The following is a 13,712-nucleotide window of genomic DNA, read 5'->3' as shown; positions in this document are numbered from 1 at the left end:
GCGGCTCAGCCGAACACGCGGCGCTGGATCTCGCGGCGGTAGTCCTCCAGGGTCTGGTCCAAGTGGACGGCGGCCGCCCGCGCAGCCGCCTCCGCATCGCCGTCCCTGATCGCCTGATGGATCGCAGCATGCTCCGCCACCGCCTCCTCGGCATGCCCCCCGACCGTCCCGTGCAACCCGATGACGCTGGACTGCCGCTGAAGCCGACGGGCCTCACGAACCGCATCCACCAGGAACGGATTCTGCGACGCCTTCGCCACACTGAGATGGAAATCGTCATCACCACGGTCGAACAGCTCACGCCGACCGGTCACATGACCCTCCCGGCACACCCCCGCCGCCTCCTCGATCGCCCGCAAGTCCGCCGGAGTCGCACGCACCGCCGCCAGCCGACTGGCCGCCGCCTCCTGGACCCGGCGGAACTCGAACAACCGGTAGACATGATCAAGATCCGCCGGCAGGAAGAAACTCCCCCACAACGACGAACCCAGCATCCCCTGATCATTCGCCACAAACAGGCCACGGCCCTTCTGCGCACGGACCCGCCCGATCGCCGAAAGAATCTTCACAGCCTCACGCACCACCGTCCGACTGGTACCCAGCCGCGACGCCAACTGATTCTCCGTCGGCATCCGATCCCCCGGCCGCAACCCCGACTCCCCGATGAGCCGCAGAATCTCCTCAGCCACACGCTCATAACCAGGCCGATACCCCCCACCACCCCCCGCGTCCGGCGGCACCGACACCGAATCACCGACCGCCGCACCCGCAGGACCACCGTCCAACGACCCGCCTCCACCATCTCCCGCCGCCGACCACACGGTACACAGCCGGTCGGANCCCGCAGGACCACCGTCCAACGACCCGCCTCCACCATCTCCCGCCGCCGACCACACGGTACACAGCCGGTCGGACATTGCGGCGCAGCATACAACGGAGGCTCGCGCCGACGATATATGTAGGACTTATTTCCCCTCCTCAATCATTACATACGATAACAAATCGGTCAGAAATCTGCGGCTATGAGGGCATCGCGTAAAAGAATCCCGGAAATAACCACGCTCATCCTGTTGACGTGACCGGGGTCTGGAGCTTGTTATGTGTGATCACAGCGCGCCGCTGCTTCGCCTGAAAAATTCAGGTCGGGACCACTTCGTCCCGGCGGCCGTCAAGCTCCCATCCGTTTGCCTTCCCCTCCAGCAGTGCGACCTGTCCCGGCCCGCGTTCCAGCGATGGACGGGCCCCACGACGTAGTGGAGTTGTTCATGACAGCCAAGGTCCGCGTGGTCGGCACGAACACACCCGAGGGAACCTGCGGAAACCGCAGACGCACCGGCATGCTGGCCGTGGCCGGTGTCCTGGTGCTGGTCACGGTCGCCGCCTGCGGCGGAGGCAGCGGCGACAAGGGCTCCCAAGGCGGCTTCAAGCCCGTCAAGCAGACAGGCGGCGCCCTGACGGTGTGGGTGGATGCCTCTCGTATGGACGCCGCCAAGCTCTACCAGAAGCAGCACCCCGACGTGAAGATGAACATCGTCAGCTACGACGGGGACGCGAACGGCTCCAACTACCTGCGCACGAAGGTCAGCCTGTTCAACCGCACCCGCAAGGGCTGGCCGGACGTGGTGTTCAGCTCCCAGAACAACGAGACCACCTGGGCGGTCGACGCCGGCTTCACCGCTCCGCTGAACAAGGGTCTGATACCGCAGCCGACGCTGGCGGGCTGGGCCGAGGGCGCCAACACGCCCTGCACGGTCAACGGCACGCTGTACTGCCTGCGCAACGACCTCGCGCAAACGGTGCTGTGGTACAACGCGCCGCTGATGAAGCAGTGGGGTTACCAGGTCCCGCAGACCTGGGAGCAGTACCGGGCCCTCGGGCAGAAGGTGGCCACCGAGCACCCCGGTTACCTGGTCGGCTCGGCCGGCGACACCTGGGCGCCCGAGCTGTACATGTGGCCGAGCAGGTGCGGTGCGAACCAGGTCACCGGGCCCAAGGCAGTGACGGTCGACACCACCGGCCCGGAGTGCACGCGGATGGCCTCGCTGCTCGACACCCTCGTCAAGAACAAGACGATGTCCATGAGCAGCGTCTTCAGCACGGACTTCGACAAGAACCAGGCCGCCAGGATCCTCATGATGCCCGGCCCCTCCTGGTTCGGCGGCGCGCTGTTCCAGGGATCGTTCAAGACACCGCCGCACCAGATCGCCGTCGCACCGATGCCGAAGTGGTCCGCGGACACCGAAAACACCGCGGGCAACGTGGGCGGCGGCACCTGGCTGCTGTCGGCTCACAGCGCGAACCTCAAGGCCGCGACCGCCTTCCTCACCTGGGCGACCACCTCGGACGACTACCAGGCGAAGCTCGCACCCGGCTACCCTGCCTACACCTCCGCCGCGAAGAACTGGCTGGCCAAGCAAGCCGCCTCCGACTACTTCACCGGCGACATCTCCTCTCCCATGCAGGCCGCTGCGAACCAGGTCTGGCCCGGCTGGGGCTACGGACAGTTCAGCCAGGAGGCCGTCTGGGCCGCCACAGTGACCCCCAAGCTGACGGCAGGCAGGTCCCTCGTGTCCCTGCTGCCGGCCTGGCAGACGGCGATCGCCAACTACGCCCGCGCCGCCGGCTACAAGGTCACCACCCAGTGACGGCGCAACCCACCGAGGCCCGCCGGGCACCGGTGCGCAGCTCGCGCACGCTGTGGCCGGGCCGGGCCGGGCACGGCTTCGTCGCCGCCTACACGCTCCTGCTGATCGCCTTCGGGCTCGTGCCGACCGGCTACGCGATCTACTTCGCCTTCACCGACAGCGGCGGCACCTTCAGCGGCCTGTCCGACTTCTCGACCGCCGTCGACGACTTCCGCTTCACACCAGCCGTCGGGCACGTGGCCCTCTACCTGCTCTGGTGGCTGGCGTCCCTGGTCGTGTTCGTCGTCGGGCTGGCGCTCCTGCTGCACCGTTTGGCGCTGAGCGGCGTCAGCAGGGCACTGCGGTTCCTGTACTACGTGCCGGGTGCCCTCGCCGGAGCGGCCAGCGTCATGGTGTGGCTCTTCGTGCTCGATCCCACGGTCAGCCCGGTCGCCTTCCTGCTGCGGGCCTTCGGATACCACACCTTCGGTGAGGTCATCGCCCCAGGGCATCTGCCGATCCTCTTCACCCTCATCGCCTTCTGGACCGGTGCCGGCGGCTGGATCGTGGTGATGTACGGAGCGCTGAACAACATCTCGCAGGACGTCCTGGAAGCCGCGCGTATCGACGGCGCGGGAGCCTGGCAGACCGCATGGCGGATACAGATCCCCCTGCTGCGCAAGTGGATCGTCTACATGGTCATCCTCGCCTTCGCCGGCGGCACCCAGCTGTTCGTCGAGCCGCAACTGCTGTCGCAGGCGAGCGTGGGTGTCGCCGGCCGGGACTACTCACTCAACCAGCTCGCGTACGACTTCGCGTTCCAGAACAACGACGTCAACACCGCCGCGGCCGTGTCCGTGGAACTGCTGCTGGTCGGAATGGTCGTCGCAGGGGTCTTCGTGGCCAGATCGGGGTTCTTCGATGCGGACTGACATCCGGCGGCCTGCGGTCGCCGCACGCTCCGGCAGCGGGCGGGTGGCCGGACGAACGGACCGGACGCGATCCGGCTGCTCGGCGCGCGGGCGTCTCAACCCGCTCCCGGCCCTGGTGCTTCTGCTGTTCGTGGTCTTCTTCGTGCTGCCGGTGCTCTGGCTACTGCTGGCGGCCACCAAGACCGACGACCAGCTGGTGAACAACAACCCCCTGTCGTTCGGCTCCCTCCACGCGCTGCACGCCAACTGGAACGCCCTGACCGCCTACCAGGACGACGCGATCTTCCTGTGGCTGCGCAATTCGGCGCTCTACTCCTTCCTCGCCCTGGTGGTCACCCTGTGCGTGGCGGTGCCGGCCGGCTACGCGATGGCGATGACGGAGTTCCGCGGCCGGCGCGCACTGCTGGTCGCCACCCTCGTGGTGATGCTGATGCCGAACGCCACGCTGGTCGTGCCGCTCTTCCTCGAGGTCAACGCGGTTCACCTGATCGGCTCGATGTGGTCGATCATCCTGCCGTACGCGTTCTATCCGTTCGGGGTGTATCTGACGTACATCTACTTCAGCACCGCCCTGCCCCGGGAACTGCTGGACGCGGCGCGGCTGGACGGCTGCTCGGAATTCGGTGTCCTCCGCCGGGTGGCACTGCCGCTCGCGGCACCTGTCGTCGCACTGGTCGGATTCTTCAGCTTCGTCGCCAACTGGACGAACTACTACCTGCCGTACGTCATGCTGCCGCAGAGCGACCAGTTCCCGGTCCAGGTCGGCCTGGGCACTCTGCTCGACTCCGTCCCGCAGTTCAACCCGACGGCCAGCACGCTGCAGGTCGAGCGACCCGAACTGGCCCTGGCCACGCTGCTGGCGATCGTCCCCGTGCTGGTCGTCTTCCTGTTCTCCCAACGGTTCCTGGTCGCCGGCATGCTCGCCGGCGCGACCAAGAACTGACCGTCCGGCCGGCCCGCACGACGTGCAGCACACCGCCCGCCCCGGCCGGTGTGCGGGCAGCGCTGTGCGAGGAGGCGGCCGTAACCGAACGCGAATGGAGCTCCTCCCGATGCATCCAGTCATCACGGCCTCGGTGCCGCTGCTCGAACCGCCGGGCTGGGCGACAGCGCAGCGCGAGCTGTTCGACCTGCTCGACCGGGCCTGGCGCCGGTTCGCCCGCGACTTCACCGGACCCGACGGACGGCTGCGCTACACCGGTGAGCTGACCTCCCGCGACGGCGTCGACGACTTCTACGAGGTCTTCTTCAACTGGCCCCAGCTGTACCTGCTGGGCGGCGCCGACGACCTGCTGGCCCAGTCCGAGCGCCACTGGGAAGGCGTCACCCGCCAGCTGACCGAGCTGGGCATGCTCACGGACGAGTACGAACGCGGATACGACTGGTTCCACCAGGGCGAAAGCCTGCTGCTGCTGTACTTCCTTTGCATGGCAGCCCCCGGCCGGTGGGCCGAACGCGCACAGCGCTTCGCGGATCTGTACGTCGAACCCGGGCACGGCAACTACGACCCCGACCGGCACATCATCCGCCGGCCGCACAACGGCAGCGACCCCGGACGTGACGGCCTGTCGGACGGCGACGCCTACCCGTGGCTGCCGAAGGAAGCGCAGATGTACGGCTTCCCGCTCGGCTGGATTCTGCCGGCGGGCGCGGAGCGTCCGCCGCTCGACGCCGACCCGCGGCTCGGTGAGGAGATGCGCCGCCGGATGGGCGACGGGGACACCGCGGTCAACCTCTCCGCGGCGGGACTCGTCCTGAACGCCTGGATCATCTCCGGCGAGCAGCGCTACGCGGACTGGATCGCCGAGTACGTCGGCGCCTGGCGCGAGCGCGCCGCCGCCAACGGGGGAATCCTGCCGGACAACGTCGCCCCGGACGGCACCGTCGGCGGTCTGCTGGAAGGTCGCTGGTACGGCGGCCACTACGGGTGGTCCTGGCCGCACGGCTGGTACAGCGTGGGGCATGCGGCGATCGTCGCCGCGCTGGCGGGTGCCGCCGTCACCGGCGACGACTCGTACCTGGACCTGGTGCGGCCGGTACTGGACGAGATCATCTCGCACGGCAAGGTGATGGCTTTCACCGAGGCCGACTCCAGCATCAGGTCCAAGTGGATCGCGCAGCTGGCGGAGGACGTGAGCGTCCCGACCCTCCATGTGCCGTTCCGGTACGGGGACGAAGGCTGGTTCGACTACAACCCCATGCTGATGGCCGTCCCGACGGCGCTGTGGCACCACACCGCCTCCGACTCCGACCGGGCGCGCATCGAACTCCTGCGCGGTGCCGCCGGATACGACTGGCGTACGGTCCGCTCCTTCCGCAGCAAGGAGGAGGCCGGCCACGAGGAGCCCTGGCTGGCCTTCCTGGCGGGCGACGACCCGCACTATCCGGAGAAGATCCTCGCGGCGGCCCAGGCGCAGGTGCGGCACCGGCTGTCCCGGATGGAGAAGTACCGCGGCTGGGACGTGCCGGAGGCGGACATCCACCTGTGGCAGCAGTCCAACCCCGTGGTCACCGAGGCGCTCGTCCAGCTCACCTGGGGCGGCCCCCAGGTGGTCTACAACGGCGGTCTGCAGCAGGCACGGGTGCGCTACCACGACGCCGCCGCCCGGCGTCCAGGGCTTCCCGCAGGGGTCGCGGCGCTGGTTTCCGCCATCGACCCCGATGCCACGGTGGTCGATCTGGTCAACCTCGATCCCGAAGCGGCCCGATCGGTGATCGTCCAGGCCGGCGCGTTCAGCGAGCACACCATCCGCTCGGTGGACTACAGCGTCTGCGAGGACCCTTCCTGGATCGGTGACCTGTACGACTACGGGCACACCGCCCCGACGGTGACCGCCGCGTCGGCCGTCGTCGGTGGACCCTGGCTGCAGGTGGAGCTCCCCCGCTCCAGCACCGTCCGACTCACCCTGCAGCTCGGCCTGCGCACCCGGCCGCCCTCCTACCGCACCCCGTTCGACGAGCAGGCGCGGCAGGACGCGCGGTGAAGCGCCGCGCGATGGGCACAACCGGCCCGGAGGTCTCCGAGCTGGGATTCGGGGTGTCTCCGCCGGGCGCCGTGTACGGCGCATTCGCCGATGCCGACGGTATCGACGCCATACGCACCGCCCTGGAGCTGGGCATCTGCTTCTTCGACGTCTCGCCCTGCTACGGGGCGACGCTCGCAGAGACGGTCCTGGGCTGGGCGCTGCGCGGCGCCGAGCGCTCCGGCTACGTCCTGGCGACCTCCGGGGAGCAGCCATGACCATCGATCAGCCGCCCGGCGGCGCCGAGGCGGAGCGTGCGCCGGTGCTCGACAGCCACGTCCACTTCTGGGACCCGCAGCACCTGTCCTACCCGTGGCTCGCCGACGTTCCCCCCCTCGACCGGCGCTTCTCCCCCTCCGGCTTCCTCGGCGACGTGGACGAGCCGGTGGAGGCGGTCTTCGTCGAAGCAGGGCGGCGTCCGGAGCAGGCGGCCCGGGAACTGCGGTGGGTGCGCAGCCTGGCACGTACCGAGCCGTGGATCCGCGGCGCCGTGGCGCACGTGAGCCTGGACGATCCCGCCGGGGCGCCGGACGCCATCCGCCTTTTCGCCGCCGACCCGTTCGTCGTCGGCGTCCGCCACAACATCCAGGACGAGGAGCCGGGATTCACCGAGGGCGCGGATTTCCGCGCCGGTCTGGGGCTCCTGGGCCGGGCGGGGCTGCCGTTCGACGCGTGCGTGCGAGAACGGCAGCTCGGCGAACTCGCAGGACTTGCGGCCGCGTGCCCGCAGACCCTCTTCGTCCTCGACCACCTCGGCAAGCCGTCCCTCCCCTGCCCCGACCCCTCGTGGCGGCCGGCCCTGCTCCGGCTGGCCCGGCGGGACAACGTCGTCTGCAAGCTGTCCGGTCTTGCCACCGAGGCGCCTCCCGGCACCGATGCGCCCGCCCTGCTCGCCGTGCTCCGCGAGGTGCTGGAGGCGTTCGGCCCCGACCGCTGCCTGTACGGCGGCGACTGGCCGGTCATGAAGCTCGCCACCTCGTACGAGTCCTGGCTGGATCTGGTCCGCGAAGCCCTGTCCGACCTACCGGCGGCCGACGCCGACGCGGTGATGCGCACCAACGCGGTCCGCACCTACCGGCTGCGGGACCGGCAGCCGGCTCCCACGTCCGACGAGGCCGACCGGCCCGCACGAGCAAAGGAATCCGCATGAGACGCCTCGCACAGACCATCAGGCTGCGGCCCGAACGCCGCGCGGAATACCTGGAGTTGCACCGCTCCGTGTGGCCGGGGGTGGAGGCCGCGCTGCGCGCGGCGAACATCCGCAACTACACGATCTTCCTTCGCGACGACGTGCTGTTCAGCTACCTCGAATACCACGGCGACGACTTCGAGGCCGACCTAGCCTCGATCGCCGCCGACCCGGACACGCGGCGCTGGTGGCGGTTCACCGACCCGTGCCAGGAGCCGTGGCCCGACAGCGGAGCCGGCGGGAACTGGTCCGACCTGGAAGAGATCTGGCACCTGAACGAGGAGTCCCCCGCGTGAACGCACGACGAGTGGCCTACACCGCGCCTCGGACGCTGGCGCTGGAGGCCGGAACCGCAACCGCGCCCCCACCGCGAGGACACGTGGCGATCGACGTGGCGTACACCGGCATCTGCGGCACCGACCTGCACATCTTCCACGGCTCCATGGATGCCCGGGTGGGTCCGCCCCAGGTCATCGGGCATGAGATGTCCGGACGTGTGGCGGAGGCAGCCCCCGACGTCTCCGGGTGGGAGGCGGGCGACAACGTCACCGTCATGCCCCTGGTCCCGTGCGGGCAGTGTCCCGCGTGCCACTCCGGCCACCGCCACATCTGCCACCGCCTGGTGTTCCTCGGCATCGACGCGGCCGGCTCCCTGCAGTCCCGCTGGACGGTACCGGCCGACACGCTCGTCCGGCTCCCCGTAGGCCTGCGGCTGGACCGCGCCGCGCTGGCGGAACCCACCGCGGTAGCGGTGCACGACGTGCGGCGTGCCGGGCTGCGGGACGGCGAGAAGGCCCTGGTCGTCGGAGGCGGGCCGATCGGCCTGCTCATCGCGATCGTCGCCCGCCGCGGCGGCGCCGACCTGCTGCTGGTCGAACCCGATCCCTACCGGCGCGGGACAGCCGAGTCACTCGGCCTGGCGACACTGGACCCCGCCGCGGTCGACGCGGCCGACGCGGTGGCCGACTGGACGGGCGGCGCCGGGGCGAACGTGGCCTTCGAGGTCTCGGGCGCCGCGGCGGGGGTGACCACCGCGGTCGACGCGCTGGCGACGCGCGGGCGGCTGGTGCAGGTGGCCATCCACCCGGCTCCACGCGAGATCAGCCTGCACCGCTTCTTCTGGCGCGAACTCACCCTTCTCGGAGCGCGGCTCTACGACCGCGAGGACTTCGAGACCGCGGTGGGCCTGATCGCCGCGGGACACATCCCGGCCGAGTCGCTCATCTCACGCATCGAGCCCATCGACCGGGCGGCGCGGGCCTTCGAAGCACTCGAAGCCGGAGGCGGCGTCATGAAGGTCCTGATCGACTGCCAGTCCGACGCGGGAGCAGACGCACGATGACAACGATCCGTACGCCGTTCGACCTGACCGGCAAGCTCGCCGTCGTCACCGGCGCCCGCCGGGGCATCGGGCTCGCCGTCGCGGAGGCACTGGCGGCTGCCGGGGCCGACATCGTGGCTGTCAGTGCCCACCTGGAGCCGTCCGGCAGCGAAGTCGAGGAGCGTGTCACCGCGCTGGGGCGCACCTGCACCGCCATGCAGGCGGACTTCGCCGACCGCGCCGCCGTCTCGCGCCTCGCCGCCGGCCTCGGAGAGATGGACCGGCCGGTCGACATCCTGGTCAACAACGCCGGAACCATCGCCCGTGCCCCGGCCGCGGAGCACTCCGACGACGACTGGGACCACGTCCTGACGGTCAACCTCAGCAGCCAGTTCACCCTGACCCGCGAGGTCGGGCGGCGCATGCTGAGCCGGGGGCAGGGCAAGGTCGTCTTCACCGCCTCCCTGCTCAGCTTCCAGGGCGGCATCAACGTCCCCGGCTACACCGCCGCGAAGTCGGGCATCGCCGGCCTGACTCGGGCACTGGCCAACGAATGGGCCGGGCGCGGGGTGAACGTCAACGGCGTGGTGCCCGGATATGTGGCGACCGACAACACCCGGGCCCTGCGGAACGACCCTGCCCGCTATGCCGCCATCCTCGACCGGATTCCTGCCGGACGGTGGGCCCGCCCTGAGGACATCGGGGGCGCCGCGGTGTTCCTGGCCTCGCCCGCCTCCGACTACATCCACGGCGCCCTCATCCCCGTCGACGGGGGCTGGCTCGGCCGCTGACCGGCGCGTCCTGCCTGCCGAACAGGGCGTCGGCCAAGGCGTCACCCCGGCTCTCGTGCTCCTGCTCGCCCCGGCCTCGACGCCTGAGAACGCGGCAGTCGGCACAGCAGTGCGGCCCGGGTCCCCACCCGAGCCGCACTGCTGTCCCCCCGGCCGCCCTGCCGGGGGTCGGGGGGACAGCCGGCGTTCACGTCCGGCTTCGTGCCGTCATGGTGCGCTGGATCAGGATGAAGGCGAAGAGCAGCACCCCTGTGGCGATCTTCGTCCACCAGGAGCTGAGGGTGCCCTCGAACTGGATGAGCGTCTTGATCAGGCCCAGCACCAGCACGCCGAACAGCGTCCCGACGACGTAGCCCGATCCGCCGGTGAGCAGCGTGCCGCCGACCACGACCGCGGCGATCGCGTCGAGTTCCAGGCCCACTGCGTGCAGGGGGTCACCCGACTGGATGTACAGGGTGAACAGCAGCCCCGCCAGTGCGGAGCAGAAGCCGCTGACGGTGTAGACCGCGATCTTCGTACCTGCCACCGGCAGGCCCATCAGCAGCGCCGACTGCTCGTTCCCGCCGATGGCGTACACGCGCCTGCCGAACCGCGTGTAGTGCAGGACGTAGAAGGCGAGGGCCAGGACCGCCAGCGAGATGACGGCGGCAATCGAGAGGAACGATCCGCCGGGCAGCGGAACATGCGTCTGGGCGAGCCTGTCCACCGTGGGGTCGCTGATGGATATCGACTCCTTGCTGATGACCAGGCACAGCCCCCGGAAGAAGAACAGCCCCGCCAGGGTCACGATGAACGGCTGGATCTCGAAATGGTGGATCACGTAGCCCATCAGGTAGCCGCCGAAGGCACCGACCCCCAGGGCTATGGGCGCCACGAGGAGGAGAGGCAGGCCCTGCTTCTCCACCAGCCAGGCGGTCAGCATCGTCGTGAACCCGATGACCGAGCCGACCGAGAGGTCGATTCCACCGGTGAGGATGACGAAGGTCGCACCGACGGCGGCCACGAGCAGGTAGCCGTTGTCGATGAAGAGGTTCATGAAGACCTGGGCGTCGAGGAATCCGTAGGACTGGTACCGGACGGCGCCGAAGCCGAACATGACCACGAACAGGGCTGCCGTCACCAGGACGGGCAGCCGCCGGTCGTGCAGCCTGGGTCTGCCCCCGCTCGTCCGGAAACCGTCGATCACGCTCACGGCGACACCTCCATCTGCGGCGCCGCGTCAGCGGCCGCGCCCTGGCTTTTCCGGACAGGGCCACGACGCCTGGCGCGAGCGCCGAACACCTTGGCCCGGAAGGCGGAGGACTGCATCAGGCAGACGACGATGACGACGACCGCCTTGAACACCAGGTTGGTCTGGGTCGGCACGCCGATGGTGTAGATCGTCGTGGTCAGGGTCTGGATGATGAGTGCTCCGACGATCGTGCCACCGAGGTGGAATCTGCCCCCGGTGAGCGAGGTCCCGCCGATCACGACGGCCAGGATCGCGTCGAGTTCGATCCACAGTCCCGCGGTGTTCCCGTCCGCCGCCGACACGTTGGAGCTGATCATCAGCCCTGCGATGCCGGCGCAGAGCCCGCAGAACACGTACGCCATGATCTTGATGCGCCGCGACCTGATGCCCACCAGGCGGCTGGCCTCCGCGTTGCCGCCGACAGCCTCGACCAGCAGGCCCAGGGCGGTACGGCGGGTGAGCGCCACGCTCAGCACGACCACCAGGGCCACCACGAAGAGGGAGAACGGCAGTCCCAGCCAGTACCCCCCGCCGATGAGCGAGTACGCGTCGCTGTTGACGGTGATGATCTGGCCGCTGGTGATCAGCTGGGCGATCCCGCGGCCCGCGACCATCAGGATCAGCGTGGCGATGATCGGCTGGATACCGAGCCGGGCGACCAGCAGGCCGTTCCATGCACCGCACACCAGTGCCGCGGCAAGTGCCAGCGCGAAGGCCAGCAGCACTCCGGGCACGCTGTCCTGGTCCGCCTGCTTGCTGACGACGAGGCAGGCCAGCGCACCGGAGATCGCCACCACCGCCCCGACCGAGAGGTCGATGCCTCCGGTGGCGATCACCAGGGTCATACCGATCGCCACGAGGATGAGCGGCGACCCGAACAGCACGATGGAGACCAGGCTTCCGTACAGGTGACCGTTCTTCAGATGGATCTCGAAGAACCCCGGAGTGAAGGGGACGTTGATCACAAGCAGCGCGACCAGGGCAGCCACCGGCCAGAACAGCCGGTGCTGTGTCGCCGCGCGCCACAGGGATGTGAGGCTCACTGATGTTCTCCGCTCGCAATGATCTGCAGGACCCGTCCGGCGGTGATGTCGGGCCCGTTGGCCATCCGCGCCACGAGCCGGCGGTCGCGGAGTACGCCCACGGTGTGGCTGAGCCGGAGCACCTCCTCCAGCTCGGCCGATATGTAGACCACGGCCATGCCTTCCTCGGACAGCGACACGACGAGCTTCTGGATCTCCGCCTTGGCCCCCACGTCGATGCCCCGGGTGGGCTCGTCGAGGATGAGCAGCTTCGGCTGGGTGAGCAGCCATCGGGCGAGGAGGACCTTCTGCTGGTTGCCGCCGCTGAGCGAGCCGGTTTTCGCCTCAGGGTCGGCCGGACGGATGTCCAGTGCCGCGATGTACTTGGCGACCAGCTCGTCCCGCTGCGAGGCGGGTACCGGGCGGGTCCAGCCGCGTGCCGCCTGAAGGGCGAGGATGATGTTCTCCCGCACCGTCAGGTCCGGAACCAGGCCCTCGGTCCTGCGGTTCTCCGAGAGGAACGCGACTCCCCTGCCGATCGCGTCGTTCGGCTCCCGCAACGCGGCCTGCTCCCCGCCGATGTACACCCTGCCGCCGTCGGAGGTGTCGGCGCCGAACAGCAGGCGGGCCAGCTCCGTACGGCCCGAGCCGAGGAGCCCGCAGAGCCCGAGGACCTCCCCGGCGCGGACCTCCAGGTCGAACGGGGCGACGCTGCCGAGCCGGGAGAGGCCCTCCGCCCTGAGGAACGGCTCGCTCGTGTCCGGCTCCCCGTGGTGCTCGCTGAGTTCCTCCAGCTCGTCGAGGTCCTTGCCGATCATCAGCTTCACCAGGTTCACCTGGTCGAGGTCGGCGACCATGTGCTCGCCGACCAGGGCCCCGTTGCGCAGCACGGTCATCCGGTCGCAGACCTCGTAGATCTGGTCCAGGAAGTGGGAGACGAACAGGATCGCCGTCCCGTCCTCCCTCAGCCGCCGCATCAGGACGAACAGTTCCTCGACCTCGTCGCGGTCGAGGCTGGAGGTCGGCTCGTCCAGGATCAGCACGCGTGTGCCAACCGCGGCGCCGCCCGTGTCCGCGGCTGCGGGGTCCCCGGAGCCGACGGCGCGGATGATGGCCACCAGCTGCTGTACGGCCAGCGGGTACGAGCCCAGCGGCGCGGAGACATCGACATCGAGGCCGAACCGGGCCACCAGCTGCGAAGCCCGCCTGCGCAGTTCCTTCCACCGGATCCGGCCCGCTCCGACCGGTTCGCGGCCGATCAGGATGTTCTCGGCCACCGAGAGGTTCGGGCAGAGGTTGACCTCCTGGTAGACCGTGCTGATACCGGCCTGCCGGGCTTGCAGCGGACTGGTGATGCGGACCGGCCGCCCCTCCAGGACCACCGTTCCGCCGTCGAGCGCGTGAACTCCCGTCAGGACCTTGATGAGAGTGGACTTCCCGGCGCCGTTCTCGCCGAGAAGGGCGTGGATCTCGCCTGGGAACAGTCGGAAGTCGACGTCCGACAGAGCCCGTGTGCCGGAGAACTCTTTGACGATGCCCGTCATTTCCAGGACGGGCCGAGGCTCTGCCATGGCAGCGC

Annotated in this window: 13 protein-coding genes; 9 read left to right on the top strand and 4 right to left on the bottom strand. The window is 69.4% G+C overall.

Translation table 11 applies throughout. The annotated features are described in order from the left end of the window. Nucleotides 1-5 precede the first annotated feature (5 nt). Nucleotides 6-740 carry a FadR/GntR family transcriptional regulator gene (locus tag V7E46_RS11705; protein ID WP_333768368.1) on the bottom strand — a complete coding sequence of 245 codons (735 nt, stop codon included), beginning with the start codon at nt 738-740 and terminating at the stop codon, nt 6-8. 525 nt (nt 741-1,265) lie between these two features. On the opposite strand from V7E46_RS11705, the gene V7E46_RS11700 reads away from it, so the two are divergent. From V7E46_RS11700 to V7E46_RS11660, 9 genes are all read left to right on the top strand, one after another. After that, nucleotides 1,266-2,645 carry an ABC transporter substrate-binding protein gene (locus V7E46_RS11700; RefSeq protein ID WP_333768364.1) on the top strand — a complete coding sequence of 460 codons (1,380 nt, stop codon included), beginning with the start codon at nt 1,266-1,268 and terminating at the stop codon, nt 2,643-2,645. Between the two features lie 32 nt (nt 2,646-2,677). Continuing rightward, complete coding sequence (locus tag V7E46_RS11695) at nt 2,678-3,556, top strand: carbohydrate ABC transporter permease (RefSeq protein WP_333768367.1); 879 nt, start codon at nt 2,678-2,680, stop codon at nt 3,554-3,556. Between the two features lie 115 nt (nt 3,557-3,671). After that, nucleotides 3,672-4,499: a carbohydrate ABC transporter permease gene (locus V7E46_RS11690; protein ID WP_443054129.1), complete on the top strand. Its 828-nt coding sequence runs from the start codon at nt 3,672-3,674 to the stop codon at nt 4,497-4,499. A gap of 109 nt (nt 4,500-4,608) precedes the next feature. Beyond that, complete coding sequence (locus V7E46_RS11685; RefSeq protein WP_333768363.1) at nt 4,609-6,540, top strand: hypothetical protein; 1,932 nt, start codon at nt 4,609-4,611, stop codon at nt 6,538-6,540. After that, nucleotides 6,537-6,797 carry an aldo/keto reductase gene (locus V7E46_RS11680; RefSeq protein WP_333768362.1) on the top strand — a complete coding sequence of 87 codons (261 nt, stop codon included), beginning with the start codon at nt 6,537-6,539 and terminating at the stop codon, nt 6,795-6,797. The genes V7E46_RS11685 and V7E46_RS11680 overlap by 4 nt, the downstream gene beginning before the upstream one ends. Beyond that, nucleotides 6,794-7,729: an amidohydrolase family protein gene (locus tag V7E46_RS11675; RefSeq protein WP_333768361.1), complete on the top strand. Its 936-nt coding sequence runs from the start codon at nt 6,794-6,796 to the stop codon at nt 7,727-7,729. The genes V7E46_RS11680 and V7E46_RS11675 overlap by 4 nt, the downstream gene beginning before the upstream one ends. Further along, the gene (locus V7E46_RS11670; protein WP_333768360.1) at nt 7,726-8,064 is read left to right on the top strand and encodes an L-rhamnose mutarotase; all 339 of its coding nucleotides are present in this window, start codon (nt 7,726-7,728) and stop codon (nt 8,062-8,064) included. The genes V7E46_RS11675 and V7E46_RS11670 overlap by 4 nt, the downstream gene beginning before the upstream one ends. Beyond that, nucleotides 8,061-9,110 carry a zinc-dependent alcohol dehydrogenase gene (locus V7E46_RS11665; RefSeq protein WP_443054128.1) on the top strand — a complete coding sequence of 350 codons (1,050 nt, stop codon included), beginning with the start codon at nt 8,061-8,063 and terminating at the stop codon, nt 9,108-9,110. Before V7E46_RS11670 ends, V7E46_RS11665 begins: the two co-directional genes overlap by 4 nt. Beyond that, nucleotides 9,107-9,880 carry an SDR family oxidoreductase gene (locus V7E46_RS11660; RefSeq protein ID WP_333768359.1) on the top strand — a complete coding sequence of 258 codons (774 nt, stop codon included), beginning with the start codon at nt 9,107-9,109 and terminating at the stop codon, nt 9,878-9,880. Before V7E46_RS11665 ends, V7E46_RS11660 begins: the two co-directional genes overlap by 4 nt. A gap of 187 nt (nt 9,881-10,067) precedes the next feature. Here V7E46_RS11660 and yjfF read toward each other — a convergent pair whose 3' ends face one another. The 3 genes from yjfF to V7E46_RS11645 are packed head-to-tail and all read right to left on the bottom strand — an operon-like array spanning nt 10,068 to nt 13,704. Continuing rightward, entirely contained in the window at nt 10,068-11,072 is a 1,005-nt protein-coding gene (gene yjfF / locus V7E46_RS11655) for a galactofuranose ABC transporter, permease protein YjfF (RefSeq protein WP_333768358.1), read from the bottom strand. Beyond that, a complete protein-coding gene (locus tag V7E46_RS11650; protein ID WP_333768357.1) occupies nt 11,069-12,154 on the bottom strand; it encodes an ABC transporter permease in 1,086 nt (361 codons plus the stop codon). Before V7E46_RS11650 ends, yjfF begins: the two co-directional genes overlap by 4 nt. Next, nucleotides 12,151-13,704 carry a sugar ABC transporter ATP-binding protein gene (locus V7E46_RS11645; protein WP_333768356.1) on the bottom strand — a complete coding sequence of 518 codons (1,554 nt, stop codon included), beginning with the start codon at nt 13,702-13,704 and terminating at the stop codon, nt 12,151-12,153. Before V7E46_RS11645 ends, V7E46_RS11650 begins: the two co-directional genes overlap by 4 nt. Between the last annotated feature and the right edge of the window lie 8 nt (nt 13,705-13,712).

The organism is Streptomyces sp. IBSBF 2435, assembly GCF_036815005.1.
Taxonomy (GTDB): domain Bacteria; phylum Actinomycetota; class Actinomycetes; order Streptomycetales; family Streptomycetaceae; genus Actinacidiphila.
Note: the sequence above shows the minus strand (reverse complement) of the source record. Positions and strands in the feature narration are given on the sequence as shown.